The sequence below is a fragment of the Micromonospora sp. NBRC 110009 genome, from assembly GCF_030518795.1.
Taxonomy (GTDB): Bacteria; Actinomycetota; Actinomycetes; order Mycobacteriales; family Micromonosporaceae; genus Micromonospora.
Genome location: NZ_CP130427.1, coordinates 540,767 through 565,615, shown reverse-complemented (window position 1 = coordinate 565,615; position 24,849 = coordinate 540,767). Strand labels below are relative to the sequence as shown.

19 protein-coding genes are annotated in these 24,849 nt (G+C 75.1%); 12 read left to right on the top strand and 7 right to left on the bottom strand.

All coding sequences use genetic code 11. The features are described 5' to 3' along the window. Positions 1-217 precede the first annotated feature (217 nt). Together Q2K19_RS02580 and Q2K19_RS02575 are read left to right on the top strand one after the other, a co-directional pair. Positions 218-2,023: a hypothetical protein gene (locus tag Q2K19_RS02580; protein ID WP_446839771.1), complete on the top strand. Its 1,806-nt coding sequence runs from the start codon at positions 218-220 to the stop codon at positions 2,021-2,023. Continuing rightward, complete coding sequence (locus Q2K19_RS02575) at positions 1,987-3,801, top strand: hypothetical protein (protein ID WP_458329375.1); 1,815 nt, start codon at positions 1,987-1,989, stop codon at positions 3,799-3,801. The genes Q2K19_RS02580 and Q2K19_RS02575 overlap by 37 nt, the downstream gene beginning before the upstream one ends. 60 nt (positions 3,802-3,861) lie before the next feature. Here the strand turns inward: Q2K19_RS02575 and Q2K19_RS02570 are convergent, their stop codons facing one another. Then, positions 3,862-5,709: a hypothetical protein gene (locus Q2K19_RS02570; protein ID WP_302772214.1), complete on the bottom strand. Its 1,848-nt coding sequence runs from the start codon at positions 5,707-5,709 to the stop codon at positions 3,862-3,864. Between the two features lie 119 nt (positions 5,710-5,828). Between Q2K19_RS02570 and Q2K19_RS02565 the strand changes: the two genes are divergently transcribed. Both Q2K19_RS02565 and Q2K19_RS02560 read left to right on the top strand, forming a co-directional pair. Next, positions 5,829-7,112 (top strand): outer membrane protein assembly factor BamB family protein, encoded by a 1,284-nt coding sequence (locus Q2K19_RS02565; RefSeq protein ID WP_302767269.1) that lies wholly within the window; start codon positions 5,829-5,831, stop codon positions 7,110-7,112. Beyond that, positions 7,088-8,386 (top strand): outer membrane protein assembly factor BamB family protein, encoded by a 1,299-nt coding sequence (locus Q2K19_RS02560; RefSeq protein ID WP_302767268.1) that lies wholly within the window; start codon positions 7,088-7,090, stop codon positions 8,384-8,386. Before Q2K19_RS02565 ends, Q2K19_RS02560 begins: the two co-directional genes overlap by 25 nt. A 1-nt stretch (position 8,387) precedes the next feature. Here Q2K19_RS02560 and Q2K19_RS02555 read toward each other — a convergent pair whose 3' ends face one another. Beyond that, the gene (locus Q2K19_RS02555) at positions 8,388-9,674 is read right to left on the bottom strand and encodes a C39 family peptidase (RefSeq protein ID WP_302767267.1); all 1,287 of its coding nucleotides are present in this window, start codon (positions 9,672-9,674) and stop codon (positions 8,388-8,390) included. 160 nt (positions 9,675-9,834) lie between these two features. Between Q2K19_RS02555 and Q2K19_RS02550 the strand changes: the two genes are divergently transcribed. From Q2K19_RS02550 to Q2K19_RS02540, 3 genes are all read left to right on the top strand, one after another. Next, complete coding sequence (locus tag Q2K19_RS02550; RefSeq protein WP_302767266.1) at positions 9,835-10,503, top strand: response regulator transcription factor; 669 nt, start codon at positions 9,835-9,837, stop codon at positions 10,501-10,503. After that, positions 10,500-11,657, top strand: coding sequence for a sensor histidine kinase (locus Q2K19_RS02545; protein WP_302767265.1), 1,158 nt, complete (start codon positions 10,500-10,502; stop codon positions 11,655-11,657). The genes Q2K19_RS02550 and Q2K19_RS02545 overlap by 4 nt, the downstream gene beginning before the upstream one ends. A 166-nt stretch (positions 11,658-11,823) precedes the next feature. Then, positions 11,824-12,210 (top strand): VOC family protein, encoded by a 387-nt coding sequence (locus Q2K19_RS02540; RefSeq protein ID WP_302767263.1) that lies wholly within the window; start codon positions 11,824-11,826, stop codon positions 12,208-12,210. Between the two features lie 61 nt (positions 12,211-12,271). Here the strand turns inward: Q2K19_RS02540 and Q2K19_RS02535 are convergent, their stop codons facing one another. From Q2K19_RS02535 to Q2K19_RS02520, 4 genes are all read right to left on the bottom strand, one after another. Next, positions 12,272-13,033, bottom strand: a complete 762-nt coding sequence (locus Q2K19_RS02535) for a hypothetical protein (RefSeq protein ID WP_302767262.1) — start codon at positions 13,031-13,033, stop codon at positions 12,272-12,274. Between the two features lie 293 nt (positions 13,034-13,326). Then, the gene (locus tag Q2K19_RS02530) at positions 13,327-15,393 is read right to left on the bottom strand and encodes a 3-hydroxyacyl-CoA dehydrogenase NAD-binding domain-containing protein (RefSeq protein WP_302767261.1); all 2,067 of its coding nucleotides are present in this window, start codon (positions 15,391-15,393) and stop codon (positions 13,327-13,329) included. Then, entirely contained in the window at positions 15,390-16,583 is a 1,194-nt protein-coding gene (locus Q2K19_RS02525; RefSeq protein ID WP_302767260.1) for a thiolase family protein, read from the bottom strand. Before Q2K19_RS02525 ends, Q2K19_RS02530 begins: the two co-directional genes overlap by 4 nt. Before the next feature lie 202 nt (positions 16,584-16,785). Then, positions 16,786-18,108, bottom strand: a complete 1,323-nt coding sequence (locus Q2K19_RS02520) for a ribonuclease D (protein WP_302767259.1) — start codon at positions 18,106-18,108, stop codon at positions 16,786-16,788. Positions 18,109-18,337: 229 nt separating this feature from the next. Between Q2K19_RS02520 and Q2K19_RS02515 the strand changes: the two genes are divergently transcribed. Next, on the top strand, positions 18,338-19,885 hold the full coding sequence (locus Q2K19_RS02515; protein WP_302767258.1) for a trypsin-like peptidase domain-containing protein: 1,548 nt from the start codon (positions 18,338-18,340) through the stop codon (positions 19,883-19,885). A 125-nt stretch (positions 19,886-20,010) separates the two neighbouring features. Beyond that, positions 20,011-20,763 (top strand): hypothetical protein, encoded by a 753-nt coding sequence (locus tag Q2K19_RS02510; protein ID WP_302767257.1) that lies wholly within the window; start codon positions 20,011-20,013, stop codon positions 20,761-20,763. Between the two features lie 75 nt (positions 20,764-20,838). Here the strand turns inward: Q2K19_RS02510 and Q2K19_RS02505 are convergent, their stop codons facing one another. After that, a complete protein-coding gene (locus tag Q2K19_RS02505) occupies positions 20,839-21,411 on the bottom strand; it encodes a DUF3000 domain-containing protein (RefSeq protein ID WP_302767256.1) in 573 nt (190 codons plus the stop codon). Positions 21,412-21,597: 186 nt separating this feature from the next. Between Q2K19_RS02505 and hemE the strand changes: the two genes are divergently transcribed. The 3 genes from hemE to hemQ are packed head-to-tail and all read left to right on the top strand — an operon-like array spanning position 21,598 to position 24,819. Beyond that, entirely contained in the window at positions 21,598-22,698 is a 1,101-nt protein-coding gene (gene hemE, locus Q2K19_RS02500) for a uroporphyrinogen decarboxylase (protein WP_302772212.1), read from the top strand. Between the two features lie 13 nt (positions 22,699-22,711). After that, a complete protein-coding gene (gene hemG / locus Q2K19_RS02495) occupies positions 22,712-24,121 on the top strand; it encodes a protoporphyrinogen oxidase (protein ID WP_302767254.1) in 1,410 nt (469 codons plus the stop codon). Continuing rightward, on the top strand, positions 24,118-24,819 hold the full coding sequence (gene hemQ, locus Q2K19_RS02490; protein ID WP_302767251.1) for a hydrogen peroxide-dependent heme synthase: 702 nt from the start codon (positions 24,118-24,120) through the stop codon (positions 24,817-24,819). The genes hemG and hemQ overlap by 4 nt, the downstream gene beginning before the upstream one ends. Positions 24,820-24,849 lie beyond the last annotated feature (30 nt).

Below are 24,849 nucleotides of genomic sequence, written 5' to 3'. Positions count from 1 at the left end.
AGACCTCCGGCCGCCCGGCTGCGCCCGCCTCACCCCATTCGCGGCGGCCACAGAGGACGTCGGTGCGTGTTTCGCCGTCATTTTCCGGCTCCGGTAGACTCCGCCGACTGTGACGCCTGCCGAGCCCCGTGGCGATTCGCCGCCGGACGCCGACGCCCCGACGGGCTCCGCCTCCGTCACTCTCGCCGACCCGCCGGGCGTCCCCGCCGTCCCCGCCGTGGCCGCCGATGACCGGCCGGTCACCCGCCGTCGCTGGCGCTGGACGCCCCAGCCGTGGCGGTGGCGCTGGACGCCCCGGCGGCAGAACCTCGCCGTGTACGGCGTCTTCCTGCTCGCCGCGCTCTGGGTGACCAGCCGGATCTGTGTCGACCCGGCCGGCCGGGTGGCCGCCCTCTACAGCGGCGACCCCGCGCAGGTGCAGTTCTTCCTGGCCCACTCGGTCCGGGTGGTGCTGCACGGGGAGTTCCCGTTCTACACCGACCAGTTCAACTATCCGGACGGGGTCAACCTGATGGCGAACACCGCCATCCTGGCCCTCGGCATCCCGATGGTGCCGGTGACCCTCCTGTTCGGACCGGCGGTCTCCTTCGTCACGCTGGTGACCCTCGGCCTCGCCGGCACGGCGGCCGCCTGGTATCGGGTGCTCTCCCGGCACGTCGTGCGGACCCGGCGGGCCGCTGCCGTCGGCGCCTGGTTCTGCGGGTTCTCGCCGGCGATGCTCTCGCACGCCAACTGGCACCCCAACATCATCTCCCAGTTCCTGCTGCCGTTCATCGTCTGGCGGGTGCTGGTGCTGACCCGCTCCACCCGGCCGATCCGCGACGGCGTGCTGCTCGCCCTGCTGGTCACCGCGCAGGCGTTCATCAACGAGGAGATCCTGCTCTTCACCGCCCTGGCCTGCGGCGTGTTCCTGCTCGCCGTGGTGGCCCAGCGGCGGGCGCTGTGGGCCGCGGCGTGGCGCCCGCTGGGCGCCGGTCTGGCGGTCTGCGCGGTGCTGGCCGGGGCGCTGCTGGCCTACCCGCTGTACGTCCAGTTCGCCGGGCCGATGGCCTACCACGGCCTCAGCGACACCGTCCGGGACTACGGCAACGACATCGCCTCGTTCTTCGCCCCCGGCTCGCCGACCCTCGGCGGCAACGAGCGGGCCAACGTCAACCTCGCCCCGAACTACTCCGAGGAGAACGCCTTCTTCGGCTGGAGCCTGTCCCTGGTGACCGTCGGTATCGTGGTCTGGCTGCGGCGGGAGGTGCTGGTCCGGGCGCTCGCGGTGACCGGGGGGTGCTTCGCGGTGCTCTCCCTCGGCGAGCGGGTGTCGTGGTGGGACCGGGACCTCCTCACCGGGCCGTGGGAACTGCTGGTCCGGTTGCCGCTGCTCGACGCCGTGGTGCCCACCCGGTTCGGCCTGATCACCACAGTGGTCGTCGGGGTGCTGCTGGCGTTCGCCGTCGAGCGGACCGCGTCGCTGCGGATCCCCGACCGGCGGACCGTGCGGACGCTGACGGTCGCCGGCCTGGTGCTGGCCCTGCTGCCGATCGCGCCGATGCCGTTGCAGGTCACCAGCCGGCCGCCGGTGCCGAAGTTCATCACGGCCGACCGGTGGCGGCAGTACGTCGGCCCCGACCAGACACTGGTGTCGGTGCCCGTGCCGAGCATGGGCAACACCGACCCGATGCGCTGGGCGGCCAGCACCGACCTGGCCTTCAAGATTCCCGGCGGCTACTTCCTCGCCCCGCGCAACGGGGTCACCGGCGACCCGGGCCGGTTCGGCGGCCGGCCCAGCGGCATCGGCGACCTGCTGGAGGAGGTCGCCGCCACCGGGCGTACGCCGAAGCTGGACGACCGGCAGCGCCGCCGCTTCCTCGACGAGCTGCGACACTGGCGGGCCGCCGTCGTCGTGCTGCCGCTCGACGAGCCGAACGCCGAGCCGCTGCGGCGGACCGTCGAGCAGCTCGTCGGGCCCGCCCGGCAGGAGCTGGACGTGTGGTTGTGGGACGTCCGGACACTGACCAGCCGGCCGGCCTGACCGCGGTGGCGCAGCCCGGCGTCGGGCCGGCCCAGGCGGTCGACGCCGCCCCGGCGCGGCCGACCCGCCGCCGCTGGCCGCGCCCGGTGGACGCGTTCGTGGTGACCGGCTACCTCGCCCTGGCCGTGCTGCTGACCGCCGGCCAGTGGGGCCGCCCGGACCGGCTGTTCCACCAGGCCGGCGACCAGATGCTCTTCGAGTGGATGCTGGCCCGCGCGGCCCGGGCGGTGGTCGGCGGGGAGAACCCGCTGCACAGCAGCGCCCTGAACGCGCCGGACGGGGTCAACCTGATGGCCAATACGTCGGTGCTCGGGCTGGGGGTGCCGCTGACCCCGGTCACCCTGCTCGCCGGCTCCCAGGTGGCATTCCTGGTCGCCGTGGTGACCTGCCTGGCCGGCACCGCCACCGCCTGGTACGCGCTGCTGGCCCGCCGCCTGGTCCGGTCCCGGGTCGCCGCGGCGGTCGGCGGGCTGTTCTGCGGCTTCGCCCCCGGCATGGTGTCCCAGGCCGGGGCGCACCTGCACATGGCCGCCCAGTTCCTCGTCCCGGTGATCCTCGCCCTGGTGTTCCGGCCCGCCGCCGACCGGGTCCGCCGGGACGGGGTGCTGCTCGGGCTGGCCGTCGCGTACCAGGTCTTCCTCGGCGAGGAGGTGCTGGTCTTCCTCGCGCTCGCCGCCGCGGTGTTCGCCGGCGCGTACGCGCTGGCCGACCGGGCGGCGGCCCGCCGGCTGGCGCCCGTCGTGGCGCGCCGGATCGGCGTCGGCGCGCTGGTCGCGGGGGTGCTGCTGGCGTACCCGCTGTGGGTCCAGTTCCGCGGCCCGGGCCACTACACCGGGATGCCCTTCTTCGTGCGGGGCTACCGGCTCGACGCGGCCTCGTTCACCGCCGCCGCCCGGCAGAGCGTCGCCGGGGACGACTACCGGGCCGGCCTGCTGTCGCCCAACCCGACCGAGCAGAACTCCTTCTTCGGGCCGTTCCTGCCGCTGCTCGCCGTGCTGGTGGTGGTCCGGCTGTGGGGACGGCCGCTGGTCCGGGCCCTGGCGGCCTGCGGGCTGCTGTTCGCCCTGCTCTCCCTCGGCACCACCGTGGTGGTGGACCGGCACGACACCGGGCTGCCCGGGCCGTACCGGCTGCTCGCCGGGGTGCCGTTGCTCGACCTGGTGGTGCCGGCCCGGTTCGCGCTGGTCTGCGTGCCGGTGCTCGGGGTGCTGCTGGCCCTCGCCCTGGACCGGGTACGCCTCCGGTCCGCCCAGGCCTGGGCGCCGTGGGCCGGCGCGGTGGCCGCCGCGCTGCTGCCCCTGGTCCCGACGCCGATCCGGACCGTGCCGGCGATGCCGGTGCCGGCCTTCGTCAGCGGCGGCGGCTGGCGGGCGTACGTCCCGCCGGGGCGGACCGTGGTGCCGGTGCCCCCGGTGACCGGGGCGGCGGTGAGCCCGGCCACCTTCTGGTCGGCGCGCACCGGGCTGGCCTTCGACGCGCCGGGCGGCTACTTCATCGGCCCGCGGGCGGCGGGCGACCCCACCGCGCACTGGGGCGCGCCGGACCGCCCCACCGCACTGCTGCTGCGCCGGGCCGCCGAGACCGGCCAGGTGCCGCCGGTCGGCGAGGCGGAACGCCGGCAGGCGGTCGAGGACCTGCGGCACTGGCGGGCGGCGGTGCTGGTGCAGGCCGACTCGGCCCCGGGCGACCCGGTCCGCGCCACGGTCGACGCCCTGGTCGGCCCCGGCCGGGACGTGGCCGGCGCGCACGTCTGGGACGTCCGCCCCCTGCTCGGCTGACCGCCCCGGTGTTAGGAAGGGGCCCCTGCTCTACCGGAAACGTTAAGCGGGGGCCCTTCCTTACCCACGGTCGCGGACGTCCCAGAGCCAGACGTCGTCGACGCGCTGCGGGGGGCCCAGCAGTTGGGTCATCAGCTCGCGCAGCACCGGCTCGCGCGGATTCGCGCCGAGCACCACCACCGACGCCTTCCAGAAGCGCAGGTCCTCGAGCGCCTGGCGGCGGTTCTCCTCGGTGAGCGCCGGCACCTTGTCGGCGTCCATCGTGGAGTAGATCAGCGTGCTGGTCGGCCGGTTCGGCGCGCCGAAGACGCCCTCGCCGTTCTCGTTCGGCCCGATGAAGTAGCCGCCCGGGATTGGGAACTGCTGGCCGGTCAGCGCGCTCCACCGCAGCGTGGGCAGGCCGTGCACGTTGCTCGGGATGGGCACCGGGACCAGGGTCCGTCCGGCCGGGACGTACGGCCGCCAGCCGCCCGCGGTGATGAAGTGCGGCGGCGGGTCGATCTGCTGGGCCGGCAGCGGCCGGGGGAGGAGCGGCAGCAGGGCGGCCACGATCGCCGCGTACCCGATGCCGCGCAGCCAGCGGCGGCGCCGCCGGGCGGCGGGCGACGGCCCCGAGGTCGCCGCGTCGGCCGCCGCGCGCGGGGCCGGCACCGGCGGGCGACCGTTCCCGGCGAGGGCGTTCCAGGCCAGCGCCAGGAGCACGCCGACCGCGCCCGCCACCACCAGGGTCAGCCGGGTCGGCATCATCATCTCGACCAGCGGCAGGTCGTCCGGCACGTACGCCCAGGGGCCGTCGACGGTGGTCTCCACCCCGTCGAAGCGCACCTTCGGGCCGATCGCGGCGACGGTGAAGACCACCACCAGCACGGCCACGATCCGGGCCGGCAGCGAGCGGCGCACCAGCAGCACCAGGGCGATCAGCGCGACCAGCACCAGCGGCCAGCCGAACCAGCTGTTCTGCTCGGTCATCCCGATGGTCTTCTCCACCGCCTCGTCACCGGCGACGGTGTCCCGGGCGAAGGTGACGAAGGCCATCAGGTCCTCGCCCCAGCTGTGGAAGACGCCGCCCTGCAGGCCGCGGTAGGACTGTGGCCCGTTGAACTGGAACCAGATCGGGTACGCGGTGAGCAGCAGGGCCAGGCCGCCGGCCACGCCACCGGAGGCGAGGAACGTGCCGGCCCTGGACCACGCCACGCGCGGCCGCTGCACCCCGTACGCGACCACGATGACCAGGCAGGCCAGCGCGGTGAGCAGCAGCATCTCCTCGTTGATGAAGATCTGGTAGGCGACCAGCAGCCCGAGCGCGGTCCCGTTGCGCAGCCAGCGGCCCGGCTCGCCCAGCCGCAGCACCCGGACCACGATGAGCGGGAGCAGGAAGTTGGAGACGAAGTTGGGCTGCCCGTTGGCGTGGTGCACGATGCCCGGGGCGAAGCCGAGGAACGCGCCGCCGACGAAGGCCGCCGCCCGCGAGCGCACCAGGTGCCGGGAGAGCATCCAGTACGACGTGGCCGCCGTCGCCGACAGGGCCGCGCCCAGGTAGAACGCGTACATCACCTGCGGGCCGAGCAGCATGGTGAGCGGCGCCAGCGGCAGGGTCACCCCGAGCAGCGAGGTGTTCGCCATCATGTTCACCCCGTCCGGGGCGTTCTGCCGGGCGGTGAAGAGCGGATTCTCCAGATGTCGGACGGAGTAGGCGCCGTGCTCGAAGAGCCATTCGAACCAGCTGTGGTCGGTCGGCAGGTGCGAGGAGACCCGGTGCTGTACATCGCCCCAGTAGTTGAGGCAGACGAGGACCCCGAGCAGCGCATAGGCTGCGATCGCCAGCACGTCGGCACGGGCTGGCCGGCGTCGGGGCTGGCGCGGCGGGTCGGCCGCGACGGGCTCCACCGCGACGGACGACGAGTTCAACGAGGGGTCTACCACCGGCACGGCCACGACGGGCCATCGTACAGGCGGCGCGGCGTCGCCCCGGCCGGCCGGTGGACGCGGCCGGGCCCGCCAGGCTGGCGGCGCGGAGAGGGGTGGTCGTGACGGTCATCGATCTGGGTGAGCTCCGCGACGACACCGCGCCCGAGCCGCCGGTCCCGCGGCGCCCGGCCACCGGTCGCCCGTACCGGTCCCTGGTGGTGCTGCTGCTGGTGTTGGTCACCCTGGCCGGCGCGGCACCCACGCCCGGGCGCGTCGTGGCCACCGTGCCGGGCGGCCCCGCCGCCGCCGCGTTCGTCGCCGGCGACCGGGTGTACGTGGTGCAGGCGCCGGACCCCCAGCGCGGCGTGGGCCGGCAGCTCGTCGCGTACCGGGTGGATCCCGGGCCGCCGCGGCCGATCTGGCGGACGCTGCTGCCGGGGGACGGCGTGGCCACCACGGTCTGGGAGCAGGACGGCACGGTGCTGCTCGTCGGGCGGACGGCCAACGACGCCGGATGGGAGACGGTGGCCTTCGACGCCGGCACCGGGCGGGTCGGCTGGCGACAGTCCGGCGTGGCCTTTCCCGCCGGGGACGGCGTGGTGCTGCAGCAGTTCGCGGCGGCGGGCCGGGAGCCGATCCAGCGCGTCGAGGTGCGCACCGGCCGGACCCGGTGGTCGATGCCGGTGGCCCGGGACGAGCTTGAACTGAGCTTCGGGCCGGCCGGGGTCGACCGCTTGGTCGCCCTGCCGGCCTCCGGCGCGGCCGAGGTCTTCGACGCCCGCACCGGCGTCCGGCTGGTCGCCCGCGACCTGCGCCCCGGGGAACTGCCGGCCCGACCGCGGACCCTGCTCGCGGCGGGACTGCTGCTGCTGATCCGGGACGCCGGCGGCACCGTCACCGGATACGACCTGGACACCCTGGATCCTCGTTGGACGGTCTCGATCCCGCTGGTCGGCTACGCCGAGCCCTGCGGCCGCCTGCTCTGCGCGTCCCGGCAGACCGGCGGCATGTGGGCCCTCGACCCGGCCAGCGGCGCGATCCGGTGGACGGACGACCGGTGGGCGAGCGCCCTGGCGGCCGGCGGTGGCCGGCTCCTGGTCGCCGCCGGCACCCCGGCCGGCACCGAGCTGGCGGTGGTGGAGGAGGCCAGCGGCCGGCTGGTCGCCGACCTCGGCGACTGGGAGCTGGTCCCGCAGGGCGAGACGGACGGCCGGGTGATCGGCATCCGACGCGGCGGCGACGGCCGGCTGCTCGTCGCCGAGCTGGACCCGGCGGCCGGCCGGGCCCGGGTGCGGGACTCCCTCTCCGGTGCCGTCGGGGACTGCCGGATCGGCGCGGCGGTGCTGCTCTGCCGCCGGAGCGACGGCAGCTTCGGGGTGTGGCCGATGGGACGAGCCACGTGATCGAGCTGGGGGAGATGCCGCACGACGAGAAGGCCGAGCCGCTCCCCGAGCCACGCCGACCCGCCACCCCCGCGGTCCGGGTGGCGGCGCTCTGCGGCGCCGCGCTGCTGACCCTGGCCGGCGCGGCGCCGCTGGCGCACCGGCCGCCCGGCATCCCGGTGCCGGCGCCGCAGGGCGCCACCTTCGCGGTGGTGGCCGACCGGCTGGTGGTGGCCGACGGACCGGGCACGGTGGGCCGGGGCGGCCGGGTCGTCACCGGGCACCGGCTGCCCGGCGGGGAGTCGGTGTGGCAGTTCGTCCTCCCGGTCGGCGACCACGTGCTCGGGCTGAGCACCGTGGCCGACCTGCTGCTGGTCACCACCAGCCCGGCCGGGGCCGGCGACACCATCTCCACCGCGCTGGAACCGGCGTCCGGCGCGGTGCGCTGGCGGCAGGCCGGCTACCCGGTGCCGACCGAGGCGGGTGGGGTGCTCTTCGAGATGCCACGCGCCGACGGCACGGGCCTGATCCGGTCGATCGACCTGGCGTCCGGCGCGGCCCGCTGGTCGCTGCCGCTGCCCGGCAACGGGGTGGCGTACCGGCGGGGGGCTCGGGGCGTGACGGAGATCGTGCTGGTCAGCGCCGACGGTCGGGTGGCGGTGCACGACGCCGGCTCGGGCGCGTTGCGGCACGCCGGCCGGGTGCCGCCGGCCGCCGACCGGGTGTCGTACCGGTTCACCCAGGTGGTGGCCGATCTGCTGCTGGTGGACGGCGGGCCGGGCACGGTCACGGCGTACGGCCTGGACCGGTTGGACCGGCGCTGGAGCATCCCGGTGCCGCCCCGGAGCGCCGCCTGGTTCACCGACTGCGCGGGCGTGGTCTGCCTGCACGACGAGTCCCCCGGCGCGCTCACCTTCGACCCGGCCACCGGCCGTCAGCTCTGGTCCGACGACCGCTGGCTCGGGGTGACCCCGGTGCAGGACCGGCTGCTCGCCGCCGCCCCGGCGATCGGGCTGGAGATGGAGCTGGCCACCCTCGACCCGCGTACCGGCCACGTCCTCGCCCGGTTCGGCCGGTGGCGGCTGGGTGGCGCCGAGCGGTCCGCTCCCCGGCAGCTCGGGTTCCGCCGGCTCCCCGACGACCGGACGCTCGTCGCCGCGCTGGACTTTCCGGCCGGGCAGGTCCGGTTCCGGGCGGTCCTCCCCGGCTCGTGGGACGACTGCGTGGACGCCGAAACGGCGCTGGTCTGCCTGCGTCCGTCCGGCGGGATGGTGCTCTGGCCGCTGGCCGGATGAGTCACCAGTTGGCCTGGGCGGGCGGCGGGGGCAGCGGCACCGACCCCGGCCGCACCACGTACGCGATGCCGCCGCTGCCGCCCTGCCAGGCCGCCTCGAACGGCGCCCGGGGCACGGTCCGGCGCACCGCCTCGTCGTCCGGGGCGTACGGGTCGTTGACCACCGGGTCGCCGTCGACGGTGAAGCCGGCCAGCACGATCAGGTGGCCCCGGGTGTCGTAGTCCAGCCCCGGCACCTGGCCCCGGGTGAAGGCCGCCGAGACGATCAGCGGGATGCCGGCGGCGACGAACCGTTCCGCCTCGGCGAGGCCGCGCAGCCGGGTGACGAAGGCGTCCACCCCGTGCCGCCCCGCGTACGCCGTGTTGAAGGCCCAGTTCCCAGCCCCCGCGTAGGCGTGGTCGTAGCAGTGCCGGGCGGCGTGCACCACGACCGGGCGGTGGCCCGGCGGGTCCACCCAGGCGTACCGGTCGGGGGTGGGGCCGGCGGCCCAGAAGTCCAGCACCATCGAGACGCAGGTGGGGCTGCACCAGGAGTCCCCGCCGCCGCCCCAGCGGGTCTCCCCGCCGGCGTGCAACCGCTGCGAGTACCGGGGCACGTCCAGCACCCGCCCCCGGGCGCCGGCTCCGGCCGTGGCTCCGTCGGCCACCGCCACCGCCGCGCCGGGGCCGCCGGTCCGGTCGGCCGGGCCGACCGGACCGCCGGCCTCCGCGGCGGGTTCCGCGCCCGCCGCGGCGGTCTGGGCGCCGACCGGCGAGCCGGCGGAGGCGACGGCGCCGACCGTGCGCAGCACCGGGCCCGCGGCCAGGCCGGTCCGACGGAACAGGGTGACCCGGACCTGCCAGCCGGTCACCCCGGCCTTAGTGAGGCGCAGGCTGTCCACGGCCACCCGGGCGTCCTCGCCGGCCTGCCCGGGCACCGAGCTGCGGTGCACGGTCGTCTCGTCGGCGGCCCAGTGGCCCAGGTCGTACCAGGCGGTCGCCGGTTCGCCTGCGGCGCAGCCGCGCAGCTCGACCCGGAGCCAGCAGCCCGGCGGGGTGTCCCCGGTCCAGGACGGCACGATCTCGTCGGCGTCGAAGCCCGCCGGCACCACCGGGGAGGTCCAGGTGCCCAGGTCGTACCGGGCGGTGACCCCGCTCTGCGGGTCGGTGTGGTCACACCGGCCGGCCGGCACCCCGAGCACCAGCCCGTCCGGGCTGGTGGCCACCCCGTCGGCCACCCCGAGACGCAGGTCGGCGGGGAAGCGGAAGCGGCGGTGGACGATGTCCCGGGCGGCGTCGACAGCGGGCATGAGGGCTCCGTGGGCTCGGGCCCGGGCCGGCGGCCGGGGCTGATGTCGCTGGCTGCCGGGGAGCATCGCGTACTCGAAGATTTTTCGCAACGACGGCGAGGGACGCTGGTTTGGTGGCCGGCACTAGGTTGTCGGGAGGTCAGAAGGCGGGAGGCCGGGGATGCGGGTACTGGTGGTGGAGGACGAGCGGAACCTCGCCGACGCGATCGCGCGGGGGCTGCGCAAGCGCGGCATGGCCGTGGACGTCGCCTACGACGGCGACTCCGGGCACGAGGCGGCCTTCGTCACCCGGTACGACGTGGTGATCCTCGACCGGGACCTGCCCGGCGTGCCCGGCGACCGGATCTGCGCCGACCTGGCCGCCTCCGGCACCCTGACCCGGGTGCTGATGCTGACCGCCAGCGGCACGGTCGCCGACCGGGTGGAGGGCCTGCAACTCGGCGCCGACGACTACCTGCCCAAGCCGTTCGCCTTCGACGAGCTGGTGGCCCGGGTGCAGGCGCTCGGCCGGCGGGCCACCCCGGCCGCCCCGCCGGTGCTGGAGGTCGCCGACCTGGTGCTCGACCCGGCCCGCCGGGTGGTCAGCCGGGGCGGCGCGCCGGTCGACCTGACCAACAAGGAGTTCGGCGTGCTGGCCGAACTGCTCAAGGCGCGGGGCGCGGTGGTCTCCAGCGAGGAGCTGCTGGAACGGGTCTGGGACGCGAACACCGACCCGTTCACCACGATCGTCCGGGTCACCGTCATGACGCTGCGCAAGAAGCTCGGCGACCCGCCGCTGATCGAGACGGTGGTCGGCGCCGGCTACCGGATGGCCGAGGTGTCCGCGTGAGCCGACTCCGGCTGCGGCCCACCCTGCGGCTGCGGCTCACCCTGCTCAACGGGGTGCTGCTGGTCGGCGCCGGGGCGATCCTGGTGCTGCTGGCCTGGCTGCTGGTGCGGGACGCGCTGCGGCCCACCGACGAGCTGCTGCCCGGCACGACGGTGGTGCTCGCCGACGGCCGCTCCCTCGACGCCGGGCAGTGGCAGCGGCAACTGGTCGACGCGGCCTCGCGGGAGCTGCTGCTCAAGGGTCTGGTGGCGCTGCTGGCGATCAGCGTGGTCGGGGTCGCCGGGGCGTACGCGGTGGCCGGCCGGGCGCTGCGCCCGCTGCACCAGGTCACCGCCACCGCCCGGCGGCTCGGCGAGGCCACCCTCGACCAGCGGATCCGCTGGTCCGGTGCGGACGACGAGGTGGCGGAGCTGGCCGAGACCTTCGACGCCATGCTGGACCGGATCGCCGCCGCGTTCGAGGCGCAGAGGCGCTTCGTCGCCAACGCCTCGCACGAGCTGCGTACCCCGCTCGCCGTGATGCAGACCGAGATCGACGTGACGCTCAGCGACGACGAGGCGGACATCGCCGAGTACCGCCGGATGGCCACCGTGGTGCGGGACGCCTCGGAGCGGGCCAACGGGCTGGTCGACGCCCTGCTGGTGCTGGCCCGCAGCGAGGCGCAGGCCGGGCGGCGGCTGGCCCGCCGGGTCGAGTCCGACCTCGCGGTCGGCACGTCCAACGCGCTCTCGGCGATGGCCCGCGAGGTGGAGCGGATCGGGCTGAAGGTGCACACCTCGCTGCGCCCGGCGCCGGTCGTCGGCGACCCGGGCCTGCTCGACCGGCTCGCCGGCAACCTGGTCGAGAACGCGGTCCGCTACAACCACCTGCACGGCCGGCTCTGGGTGCGGACCGGCACCGACGGGCAGCGGTCCTGGCTGGTCGTCGGGAACACCGGCTTCGAGGTGGCCCAGGCCGACGTGCCGGGGCTCTTCGAACCGTTCCGGCGCGGCGGCCAGGAGCGGACCGGCGCGCGCGGCTCCGGCCTGGGGCTCTCCATCGTCCGGGCGGTCTGCGACGCGCACGGCGGCACGGTCAAGGTGGTCGCGCAGCCGGGCGGCGGCCTCGAGGTGACCGTCACCCTGCCGTCCGCCGACGCCCCGGCCGCCACCTGACCGGCGCTTGTCTCCCGGCCGGCCGGATGGCATGATCCTTCCGGTCAGCCCGAGCTCTGGAAGGGGGGTGCGGTCGATGTCCACCATGAACAGTCCCGCGCCCCGCCCCGGTCACCGCTGACGTCATCCATCTCCGCGGGGCGCACTCCGATCAGGAGGAAGCACCGTGAGTGCACAGATCCACTGCGTGACCGTCGAGACCGACGACCCGTACGCCCTGGCCAGCTGGTGGGCGCGGGTGCTCGACCGGAAGCTGCACGACGACGACCACCCCGGCGACCCGGAGGCAGTCCTGCTCGCGCCGGACGGTCACGGCCCCGACCTGCTCTTCGTCGAGGTCGGGGAGCGGCACGGCAAGGGCGCGTTCCACCTCGACGTGCACGCCGCCGAGGGCACCCGGGACGCCGAGGTCGAGCGGTTGCTCGGGCTCGGGGCCGCCCTGGTCGCCGACCGGCGGCGGCCGGACGGCACCGGCTGGGTGGTGCTCGCCGACCCCGAGGGCAACGAGTTCTGCGTCTGCCGCAGCCCGGCGGAGAAGGCCGCGTCGGCCTGACCGGGAAACGGAAGCGGGCCCCCGCCGCACGGCGGGGGCCCGCTTCCGGGACGCGGAAGGGTCAGCCCTTCTGCTCGATCTGACCGCGCATCGTCGCGAACTCCTTCTGGAGGTCGGCGCCGGACTTGAAGTACAGGACGATCACGCCCAGGCTGCCCCGGTCGGCCCAGACGCAGACCCCGACCGGCACGCTGTCGGCCTTGCCGTCGCCGCACTGGACGTCGCCGCCCAGCGGGCCGGCGTCCGCCGACTTGAAGCTGGCCACCCCGAGCTCGGTGGAAAGGCCGGCGGTGGCGTCCGCCAGCTCCTTCTTCGGGTCGGCGATCAGACCGGACACGCCGCCGACCATGACCAGGTCCTGCTTCTCCGGGTTGCCGTAGAAGGCACCCACCGTGCTGGTGGCGTCGGGGACGTCCTTCTTCATCTCCGAGACCATCTGCTCGGCGGCGGTCTGGAGCTGCGGGTCGCTCACCTTCGGCCGGCCGGCGAGGGTGTCGGGGGTGGTCAGCCGGGTCTTCGTGGCGCCGACGACCTCGGTGACCTTGTCCTTGGTGGCGAAGTAGAGGGCGGTGCCGCCGCCGACGCAGAGGACCACCACGACGGCCAGGACGATGAGCAGGATCTTGCCGACGCTGGACTTCTTCTTCGGCGGCACCCCGGCGGGGGCGCCGTAGCCGGGCTGGCCGGCCTCCGCGCCGAAGGGTTGGCCGGGCGGGTAGCCGCCCTGCTGCGGGCCGGGCTGCTGCGGCGGCTGGAAGCCGCCGGGCTGCTGCTGCGGAGGCGGGTAGGAACCAGGGTAGGGATTGGACGGCGGCTGGGACATTTGGCAGCTCCTGTGAAAAATCTGGACGCGTGATGGTAGCCAGCCCGACCGACACCGCGGCGTACCCCCCGGGCCGACGTGACGAAACCGGAACCGGCTCGTGACCCGGGCGGCCCGTCGGTGACGCATCGAGGAGCGGGAGGTTGCCGGGCGGTGACGCAGCGGCGCCGTACCGCACCGGGCCGGAAACGACGATCGCGGTGGCCGGGCCGTCCGGACGGGACGGCCGGCCACCGCGATCGCGGGGGGAGCGGCGGTGGGTCAGGCTGACGGCGCCAGGTCGCGGCGCGGCGTCACCGCAGGCTGGCCAGCCCGCGCGGCAGGAACCGCCGGCCGGTGACCCGCTCGGCGGTGCCGGTCCGGTCCAGGTACGGCGTGACGCCGCCCAGGTGGAACGGCCAGCCGGCGCCGAGGATCATGCACAGGTCGATGTCCTGCGCCTCAGCGACGACGCCCTCGTCGAGCATCAGCCGGATCTCCTGCGCCAGCGCGTCCAGCGCGTTCTGCCGGACCTGCTCGGCGGTGAGCGGCTGATCGCCGACCACGAGCAGCTTGGCGACCTCCTCGTTGACCTGGTCGTCCACCACGATCGGTTGGCCCGAGTCGGCGATCCGCTTGAGGTTCTCGCTGACCCCGAACCGGTCCGGGAAGGCGGCGTGCAGGGTGCCGCCCACGTGGTACGCCACGGCCGGGCCGACCAGCTGGAGCAGGGCGAGCGGGCGCATCGGCAGGCCCAGCGGGTCCAGCGCGCTGTTCGCCACGTCCAGCGGGGTGCCCTGGTCGACGGCGGCGAAGACGGTGCCGAGGAAGCGGGTGAGCAGCCGGTTGACCACGAACGCCGGGGCGTCCTTCACCAGCACGCTCGACTTCTTCAGTTGCTTGCCGACGGCGAACGCGGTGGCCAGGGTGGCGTCGTCGGTCCGCTCGCCGCGGACGATCTCCAGCAGCGGCAGCACGGCGACCGGGTTGAAGAAGTGGAAGCCCACCACCCGCTCGGGGTGCTCCAGGTCGACGGCCATCTCAGTGATCGACAGCGAGCTGGTGTTGGTGGCCAGCACCGCCTCCGGCTTGACGATCTTCTCCAGCTCGGCCCAGACCTGCTTCTTGACGCCGAGGTCCTCGAAGACCGCCTCGATGACGAAGTCGGCGTCGGCGAAGACGGACTTGTCGACCGAGCCGCTGACCAGCCCGTACAGCTTGGCCGCGGTGCCCTTGTCCATCCGGCCCTTGCTGACGGCCTTCTCGATCTGGGTGTGCACGTAGCCGACGCCCTTGTCCACCCGGGACTGGTCCAGGTCGGTCATGACCACCGGCACCTGGAGGCGGCGGGCGAAGAGCAGGGCGAGCTGGCTGGCCATCAGGCCGGCGCCGACGATGCCCACCTTGGTGACCGGGCGGGCCAGGCCCTTGTCCGGCGCGCCGGCCGGCCGCTTGGCCCGCCGCTGCACCAGGTCGAAGGCGTACAGGCCGCTGCGCAGCTCCTCGGAGAAGACCAGGTCGGCCAGGGCCTCGTCCTCGGCGGCGGTGCCGGTGGCGAAGTCCGCGTCCTTCGCCGTCTCCAGCAGGTCCAGCGCCTTGTACGCGGCCGGGACCGCGCCGTGCAGTCGCTGGTCGAGGGTCTGCCGGGCGAAGTAGAGCACGCCCGCCCACATGTCCTTGTCGACCTCTGGCCGGGTCACGGTGACCTCGCCCTTGACCACGCCGGCGGCCCACTCGAGGGACCGCTCCAGGAAGTCGGCCGGCTCCAGCAGCACATCGGCGATGCCCATCTCCGCCGCCTGCTTCGGCTTGAGCATCTTGTTCTGCATCAGCGGGTTCTGCAGGATGACCTGGGTCGCGGCCGGGATGCCGATCAGGTTCGGCAGCAGCTGGGTGCCGCCCCAGCCGGGCACCAGGCCCAGCGAGACCTCGGGCAGCGCGAGGGCCGCCGCGCCCGCCGAGAGGGTGCGGTAGTGGCAGTGCAGGGCCAGCTCCAGGCCACCACCCATCGCCGCGCCGTTGACGAAGGCGAAGGTCGGGATCTCACTGTCCTTGAGCCGGGCGAAGACCCGGTGGCCGAGCCGGCCGATCTCCAGCGCCTGCTTGCGGTTCTCCAGCGCCGGCAGGCTGGTGATGTCCGCACCGACGCAGAAGATGTACGGCTTGCCGGTGACCGCGATGAACGCCGGGTCCGCCGCCAGGGCGGCGGTGATCGCCTCGTCCAGGCTGGTCAGCCCGCCCGGGCCGAAGCTGTTCGGCTTGGTGTGGTCGAAGCCGTTGTCCAGGGTGATGAGGGCGGCGGGACGGTCCAGCCCCGGCACGTTCACCTGGCGCAGCAGCGCCTTGGTGACGACCTCGTTCGGTGCGGCGAGCGCGCTCACTTGTTGCCCTCCCAGTGCGGGTTCTCCCAGATCACGGTGCCGCCCATGCCGATGCCGATGCACATGGCGGTGAGGCCGTAGCGGACCTCGGGGTGCTCGGCGAACTGCCGAGCGAGCTGGGTCATCAGCCGGACACCCGAGGAGGCGAGCGGGTGACCGATGGCGATCGCGCCGCCCCACGCGTTGACCCGCGGGTCGTCGTCGGCGATGCCGAAGTGGTCGAGGAAGGCGAGCACCTGCACGGCGAACGCCTCGTTCAGCTCGAACAGGCCGATGTCCTCGATGGTCAGGCCCGCGATGCGCAGCGCCTTCTCGGTCGACGGGATCGGGCCGACGCCCATCACCTCGGGCTCCACGCCGACGAAGCCGTACGAGACCAGCCGCATGCCGATCGGCAGGCCCAGCTCGCGGGCGGTCTCCTCGGCCACCAGCAGGGCGGCGGTGGCGCCGTCGTTCAGGCCGGCCGCGTTGCCCGCGGTGACCTTGCCGTGCGGGCGGAACGGCGTCTTCAGGGTGGCCAGCTTCTCCATCGAGGTCTCCCGGGGAGCCTCGTCCACGGTGGCCAGGCCCCAGCCGGTCTCCGGGTCGCGGAGGGCCACCGGCACCAGGTCGCCCTGCAGCTTGCCGTTGGCGTACGCCTTGGCGGTTTTCTGCTGGGAGGCGAGCGCGAACGCGTCGGTGCGCTCCTTGGTGATCTGCGGGACCCGGTCGTGCAGGTTCTCCGCGGTGGCGCCCATGACCAGGGCGGACGGGTCGACCAGCTTCTCCGCGATGATCCGCGGGTTGGGGTCGACGCCCTCACCCATCGGGTGGCGGCCCATGTGCTCGACGCCGCCGGCGATGGCCACGTCGTACGCCCCCATGGCGATGCCGCTGGCGACAGTGGTGACGGCGGTCATCGCGCCGGCGCACATCCGGTCGATGGCGAAGCCCGGCACCGTCTTGGGCAGGCCGGCCAGCAGGGCGGCGGTGCGGCCGATGGTCAGGCCCTGGTCGCCGATCTGGGTGGTGGCCGCGATGGCGACCTCCTCCACGCGCTCCGGCGGCAGCTGCGGGTTGCGCCGCATCAGCTCGCGGATGCAGCGGATCACCAGATCGTCGGCGCGGGTGTTGGCGTACATGCCACCCGCCTTGCCGAACGGGGTGCGGACGCCGTCGACGAAGACGACATCCCGAACTTCACGGGGCACTTGGAGCCTCCTTTTCGGCCATGATTCGGCCACCGCGCCGCCGGGCGGCGCTACGGACCGAAGGAAGGCCGCCGGCACTGGCATTTCCCCCGGATGCTACTCGCCAGTAACCAACCCCGACACCACCCCCCATGTGTCCCACCCCACACCCCCGGCCCCGCGAAATCGACGCAGGGTCGGGTGGGTGTGGGTGTGGGTGGGGTTAGGGCTTGGGGTGGGCCAGGGCCTCCGTGAGGGCGGGGAGGAGGAGGGTGAGCTGCCACTCGCGGGCGCCGAAGCCGCGCAGGGTCTCCGCCACCGTGTCGTCGATGATCTCCTCGGGCGGCTGCCAGGCGAGGCGGCGGACGTAGTCCGGCGCGATCAGGTTCTCCGGCGGGAGGGTGTGCGCGCCGGCGACGCCGACCACCACCTCCCGGCACCGGGCCAGCCGGGCGGCGGCCACCGGGTCCCGCTCCGCCCACCGGTGCGGCGGGGGCGGACCCTCGACCACCGGATTCATCGGCAGCGCGTCGTCTGGGAGCTGGCGGGCGTCGTCCAGGGCCGCCAGCCAGGTACGGGCCAGCCGGCGTACCGAGCGGCCGCCGAAGCCGGGCAGGGTGAGCAGGGTCTTCTCGTCCTTCGGGTCCAGCTCGGCGGCCGCCACGATGGCCGAGTCCGGCAGCACCCGCCCGGGCGCGGCGTCCCGCCGCGCGGCGATCTGGTCCCGGGCGTACCAGAGCGAGCGCACCCGCGCCTGCGCCCGGGCCCCGCGCACCCGGTGGATGCCCGAGGTACGCCGCCACGGCTCGGCGCGGACGCGGGGCGGGCGGGCGCCGTTGCGGACCAGCGCGGCGAACTCCTCCGCGGCCCAGTCCGACTTGCCCTGTCGGCGCAGCTCCTCGTCGAGGGAGTCGCGCAGGTCCACCAGCATCTCCACGTCCAGCGCCGCGTACGTCAGCCAGGACTCCGGCAGCGGCCGGCTGGACCAGTCCGCCGCCGAGTGGTGCTTCTCCAGGGTGTAGCCGAGGAGCTGCTCGGTCAGCGCGGCCAGGCCGACCCGCTCGAAGCCGGCCAGCCGGGCGGCCAGCTCGGTGTCGAAGAGCCGGCGGGGCCGCAGCCCGACCTCGGCGAGGCAGGCGAGGTCCTGGCTGGCGGCGTGCAGCACCCACTCGGCCTCCGCGATCGCCGCGTCCAGGGCGGAGAGGTCGGGCAGCGGCAGCGGGTCGATCAACGCCGTGCCGGAGCCGGCCCGGCGCAGCTGTACCAGGTAGGCGCGCTGGCTGTAGCGGTAGCCCGAGGCGCGCTCCGCGTCCAGGGCCACCGGGCCGGTGCCCGCCGCGAAACGGGCCACGACCTCGTCGAGCCCGCTCGGCGTGGCCACCGGCGCGGGAGTGCCCTCGCTCGGGGCGGTCAACGGGACGGGCCCGCCGGCGGTGGGTTCGGTCCCCGCGTCCGCCGGCTCCGGCGCGGCCGACGACGGGTGTGGCGGGGCCTCTCCCGTACGGCTTTCGGCGGGCCGACGGCGCAGGGGTGGTTCGTCGGTCACCTGACAACCCTAGTGCGCCGGGACTTTCGGCGTGCGCAGCCGGTCGGGCGCGTGTCGGCGAGATGGCCGACAGGTGTCGTGGGGGCACTTTGTTGCCTCGATGTGGCAGGGTCGGGCAACGGGGGAGACAAACCCCGTTCGCGCAGGTACGGTCCTTCGGGCCGCGCCGGGTCCCATGGGGCTGCAAACGGCGTCGCGGCGGGGTGGCACGGGGGAGGACCGAAAGATCATGACGGCGGGGTACGGAACCGGCGACGGGGTGCCGGGGCAGAACGCCGACGAGGCGGCCGACCAGGGACGTGGCGAGCGCCCGGTGACCGACCGGCCGGGGCCCCTGCCGCCGCGTCTGGCCCCGCCGCTCGGGCCCGGCCAGGCCCCGATTCCCGGTCAGGCCCCAGTTCCTGGCCAGGCCCCAGTTGCCGGCCAGGCCCCGATCCCCGGCCAGCCCACCGGCTTTCCCGCGGTCCCCGGCGGCTTCCCGGCCGCATCCGGTGCCTTCGGCGCCCCGTCCGCGCCCGGTGCCGGCGGTCCGCCGGCTGCGGGCCAGCCCGGCGCCGGCTCCGGCCAGCCGGCCGTTCCGGCGCCCCGCGCCACCTGGTCCCCCACGCCGAACAGCGGCCAGTGGAGCGGCCCGACCGGCGTCCCCGCCGCCCCGCGTCCGCAGGATGGCTGGCCGCCCGCCCCGCTCGGCGCCGCCGGGCAGCCGACCGGCGCCGTCCCGCCCCTCGCGCAGCCGGCGGGCGCGGAGCCGACGATCGCGGCCCAGGCCGCCCCCGTCCCGCCCGTCTCCGCTCCGGCCCACCGGGCCTATCCGGGGCAGCCGGTCTCCGGTCCGGCCTATCCGGGGCAGCCGGTCCCCGGGACCGGCTACGCCGGCCAGCCGGTCTCCGGGCCGGGTCAGTTCGGGCCGTTCGGGGCGGTCCATGCCCTGCCGGGACAGCCGACGGTCGGCCCCGCGGTGCCGGGGCAGGCCGGGGCGGCGTACCCCGGCGGGCCGGGCCGGCGGCGCTGGGTGCCGGTGCTGGCCCTGGCCCTCGCCGGGGTGCTGGCCCTGGTCGCGGGCGTGCAGGCGTACCAGATTCACCGGCTGGACGACCGGCTCGCCGCCACCGACCGGCGGCTGACCGAGGCGCAGGGCGCGGACGGCACCCGGCTGGGCGGCCTGGAGGACCGGGCCGACGCCCTGGAGAAGCAGGCCGGTGCCGCGTTCAACCCGGAGGCCGTGGCGAGCGCGGTGCTGCCCAGCGTGTTCCGGGTCCGCGCCGGCGAGTTCACCGGCACCGCCTTCGCGATCGGCAAGCCGCCGGCCGGCGGCGGCACCACCCTGCTGACCAACTTCCACGTGGTGGAGTCGGTCTACGCCGGCGGCGGCCGGAAGGTCTTCCTGGAGCGGTCCGACCAGCGCTTCGACGCCACCATCGTCCGCGTCGACAAGGACAAGGACCTCGCCCAGCTGCGCACCACCGCCCGGTTCAAGGGGCTGGTCGCGGCCGGGACGCCGGTCAAGTCGGGGCAGCAGATCGTCGTGGTCGGCGCCCCGTTGGGCCTGCAGGACACGGTGACCACCGGCGTGGTGAGCGCCTTCCGTAAGGACGACGACGGCTCCGGCCCGGTCATCCAGTTCGACGCGCCGATCAACCCCGGCAACTCCGGCGGACCGGTGATCAACGGGTCCAAGGAGGTCGTGGGCATCGCCACCGCCAAGGCCCGGGACGCCGAGGGCATCGGCCTCGCGGTGCCGATCAAGACCGCCTGCGACACGTTCACCCTCTGCTGACCGGCGCCGCCGCCGGTCGCCCCTGACCGCAACACCACCGTCGAGGCGTGGCCCCGACCGCGCCGATCCCGCATTCCCGGCCCTTCGCGCCATCCCACGGGGGACCAGAACCTGGAGGAAGAGAGATGTCCCAGCCACCGACCGGGGGAGAGGGCTACCCGCCCCCGCCGCCGGGCGGCACCGTGTACGGCAACCCGTACGGCGGTCAGCCCGCGCCCCAGCAGTACGGCCCGGCCCAGCCCGAGCCCACCCTGCCCCACCCGCCCGTCGCGCCGGCGCCCGCCCCGCCGGTCCCGCCGGTCCCCGGCCAGTACGCGCCGGGCGCCGCCCCGGTGTCGGCGCCGGGCTACCCGCAGCCGATGTCGGCCCCGCCGATGTCCGCGCCGCCGGTCTCCGGCCCCGGGTTCGGTCCGCTGCCGATGTCCGCCCCGCCCGGCGCGGGTGTCCCGCCGTACGGGGCGCCGGCGGCGGGCGCCGGCAAGGGGCGGGCCGCCCTGATCCTCGCCCTGGTCGCCGGGCTGCTCTTCGTCCTCGGCGGCGTGATGACCGGCCTCTACGTGACCACCAACGGCAAGCTGCACCGGACCGAGCAGAAGGTCAGCCAGCGGGACGGCACGATCGCGGCCAACCAGCAGGAGATCGAGAAGCTGAAGGTCGACCTCCAGACGGTGCGGGACAAGCTGGCCGACACCGAGCAGGACCTGACCGGGACCAAGAACGACCGGGACGAGCAGGCCCGGCAGAAGAAGGTCATCGCCACCTGCCTGGACAAGCTGACCACCGCCATCGCGGCGGCGTCGACCGGCAACAAGGCGGCCTTCGACAAGGCCAACAAGGGCCTGGACAAGGTCTGCGACGAGGCCGAGAACTACCTCTGAGCCGGCCCGGCACGGGCCGCTCCGGTCACCCCGGGGCGGCCCGTGCCGCGTTCGCGGCCGGGGAGTGGCCCGGGCTCAGGCGGCGCCGGCGGGCCGGCGGGTCGGCAGGGCGGTCACGCCGGGCGGCGGCAGCCCCGCGGTCGAGGCCAGCAGGGTGCACCAGCCGAGCAGGTGCGGGGCCAGGTCGACGCCGAGCGGCGTCCAGGAGGCGCGGATCTCGATGTCGCCGGCGGCGGGCGGCCCGGCCAGCTCGCCGAACCGGGTGGAGAGCGTCTGGGTGACGGTGCCGCCGATCGCCCGGTGCCCGGCGTCCTGCGCGTCCAGCGCGTCGGTCAGCCAGGTCCAGCCCACCCCGGGCAGCAGCGGGTCGCTGGCCAGGTCCACCTCCAGCTCGGCGGTCACGTAGGTGACCAGCCGCAGGGTGCCCTGCCACGCCTCGTGTCCGGCCGGGTCGTGCAGCAGGATCAGCCGGCCGGTGGCGACCTCGTCGCCCTCGCGCAGGACCGCGGCGGAGAGCGCGAACGCGTACGGGGCCAGGCGCTGGGGCGCGCCGACCTCCTCCAGCATGATCTCCGGCCGGCATTTCACCGAGCGCAACCCCGCGACCGCGCGAGCGAACGTTTCCGGGAGCGCGATCGGGGGGGCCATGACGGCAGCCTATGCCGCTGCCCACCCACCGGACGTGACGGCGCGCCGGGCGGCCGATCACGATCATGCGCGCCGTTCGCGCGTGAGAAGGGGACCCTTCTCTACCGCAGGCGTTAAGAAGGGGCCCTTCCTTTCACGTCACAAAAGGTGACGGTGGAGGCGGGGGTCGCCCGGGCGCGTGGCACGATGGCGGCGATGACCACCGACACCACGGGCACTGCCGCCCGAGACGGAGAATCCCGCCGCGGCGGGCCGGCCGACTCGCCCTTCGTCCGCGCCTGCCGGCGTGAGCCGGGTCCGCACACCCCGGTCTGGTTCATGCGCCAGGCCGGCCGGTCGCTGCCGGAGTACCGCGAGATCCGGGCCACCGTGCCGATGCTGGAGTCGTGCCGGCGCCCCGAGCTGGTCACCGAGATCACCCTGCAGCCGGTCCGCCGGCACGGGGTCGACGCGGCGATCCTGTTCAGCGACATCGTGGTGCCGGTGGCCGCCGCCGGGGTCGACCTGGACATCGTGCCCGGCACCGGACCGGTGGTCGCCGAGCCGGTGCGCGCCGCCGCCGACGTCGAGCGGATCCGCCCGATCACCCGGGAGGACGTGTCCTACGTGGACGAGGCGGTCCGGCTGCTCGTCGCCGAGCTGGGCGACACCCCGCTGATCGGCTTCGCGGGCGCCCCGTTCACCCTGGCCAGCTACCTGGTCGAGGGCGGGCCGTCGCGGACCCACGCGAAGACCAAGGCGCTGATGTACGGCGACCCGGACCTGTGGCACGCGCTCTGCGCCCGGCTCGCCGAGGTGACGCTGGCGTTCCTGCGGGTCCAGGTCAGCGCCGGTGTCTCCGCGGTGCAGCTCTTCGACTCCTGGGCCGGCGCGCTGTCCGAGGCCGACTACCGCCGCTACGTGCTGCCGCACTCGGCGCACGTGCTCGCCGGGCTGGCCGACGCCGGGGTGCCCCGGATCCACTTCGGGGTGGGCACCGCCGAGCTGCTCGGCGCGATGGGCGAGGCCGGCGCCGACGTGGTCGGCGTGGACTGGCGTACGCCGCTGGACGTGGCGACCCGCCGGATCGGGCCGGACAAGGCCGTGCAGGGCAACCTCGACCCGTGCGTGCTGCTTGCCCCCTGGCCGGTGGTCGAGGCCGAGGTGCGCCGGATCCTGGACCAGGGGCGTTCCACCCCCGGCCACGTCTTCAACCTCGGTCACGGCGTCCTGCCGGAGACCGACCCCGACGTGCTGACCCGGGTGGTCGCGCTGGTGCACGAGCTGTCCGCGCGGCCGGCCGCGTAAGGGAGGGACGACCATGGCGCGACCGTGGCGGGTGGCGATCGTCGGTGGCGGGATCACCGGGCTGGCCGCCGCCGTCCGGTTGCGCGACCGCGCCCCCGCCGGCACCGAGATCACCGTGTACGAGCAGTCCGGCCGCCTCGGCGGCAAGCTGCGCACCGGTGAGCTGGCCGGCGCGCCGGTCGAGTTCGGCGCCGAGTCGTTCCTCATGCGTGACCCGGCCGGCGGGGAGTCGGCCGTGGTGACCCTGGTCCGCCGGCTCGGCCTGGCCGACAAGATCGTGCACCCCACGGTCGGGCAGGCGGCGCTGGTGGTCGACGGCGGGCTGCGCCCGGTACCGGGCGGCACCCTGGTCGGCGTACCCGGGGACCTGGACAAGGTGACGGCGGTGGCGCAGCCGGCCGCGGACGCCGACCGGGACGCCGGTCGGCCGCTGCTCGGCCCGGACGAGGACCTGGCGGTCGGCGCGCTGGTCCGCGACCGCCTCGGCGATCAGGTGGTGGACCGGCTGGTCGACCCGATGCTCGGCGGCGTCTACGCCGGCCGCGCCGACGACCTCTCGCTGGTCACCACCATGCCGGCGCTGGCCCGGGCGGCCCGGGTGGAGCACACCCTGGTCGGCGCGGTGCGGGCCGCGCAGGCCGCCGCGCCCCGCGCCCCCGGCGCCCCGGTCTTCGGCACCCTGGCCGGCGGACTGAGCACCCTGGTCGAGGCGGCGGCGGCCGCCAGCGGCGCCGCCATCCGCCGGGACGCCGCGGTCCGTGAGCTGCACTCCACCCCGACCGGCTGGCGGCTGGTGGTCGGCCCCACCCGGGCAGTGGAATCGGTCGAGGCGGACGCGGTGGTGCTCGCCCTGCCGGCCCGCCCGGCCGCCCGGCTGCTCGCCGGCCCGGCACCCGAGATCGCCGCCACCGTCGGCGGGCTCGACTACGCCAGCGTCGCGCTGGTCACCATGGCCCTGCCCGAGCCGGAGCTGCCGGCGCTCTCCGGCTTCCTCGTCCCGGCCACCGAGGGGCTGCTGATCAAGGCGTCCACCTTCTTCACCACGAAGTGGGGGCACCTGCGCCGGGCCGACGGCCTGGCCCTGGTCCGCGCCTCGGTCGGCCGGTACGGCGACGAGACGTCCCTCCAGCTCACCGACGACGACCTGGTGGCCACCGTGCACCGGGAGCTGTCGAAGGTGCTCGGCGTCCCGCTGCCCGTCCCGGTGGCCCGGCACGTCCAGCGGTGGGGCGGCGCCCTGCCGCAGTACACCCCCGGCCACCTCGGCCGGGTGGCGGCGGTCCGGGCGGAGCTGCGCGCCGCCCATCCGGCGCTGGCCCTGGCCGGGGCCGGCTACGACGGCGTCGGCATCCCGGTCTGCGTCCGCTCCGGCGAGACCGCGGCCGAAGAGATCATCACAGCACTGGGAGGATCGGCATCATGACCGAGCAGAGCAACGCGGCCCGGCTGCGGGAGCTCAACGAGACCATCCGCTACACGATGTGGTCGGTGTACCGGGCGACCAGCCCCCTCCCGTCGCTGCGCGAGAACGTCGTCGACGAGGTCGAGTCCCTCTTCGAGGAGTTGGCCGGCAAGGACGTCACCGTCCGGGGCACGTACGACGTGGCCGGCCTGCGCGCCGACGCCGACCTGATGATCTGGTGGCACTCCTCGTCCAGCGACGCCCTGCAGGACGCGTACCTGCGGTTCCGGCGGACCACGCTGGGCCGGGCGCTCACCCCGGTCTGGTCGCAGATGGCGCTGCACCGGCCGGCCGAGTTCAACAAGAGCCACATCCCGGCGTTCCTGGCCGGCGAGGAGGCCCGGGCCTACCTCTGCGTCTACCCGTTCGTCCGCTCCTACGAGTGGTACCTGCTGCCGGACGCCGAGCGCCGGGAGATGCTGGCCGAGCACGGAAAGATGGCCCGGGGCTACCCGGACGTGCGGGCCAACACGGTGGCCTCCTTCGCCCTCGGCGACTACGAGTGGATGCTCGCCTTCGAGGGCGACGAGCTGCACCGGATCGTCGACCTGATGCGCGACCTGCGGGCCGCCCGGGCCCGCCGGCACGTGCGGGAGGAGATCCCCTTCTACACCGGCCGCCGCCGCGCCATCGCCGACATCGTCACCTGCCTGGTCTGAGCCGCCGACGGGAACGGGCCCCGGAGGAGA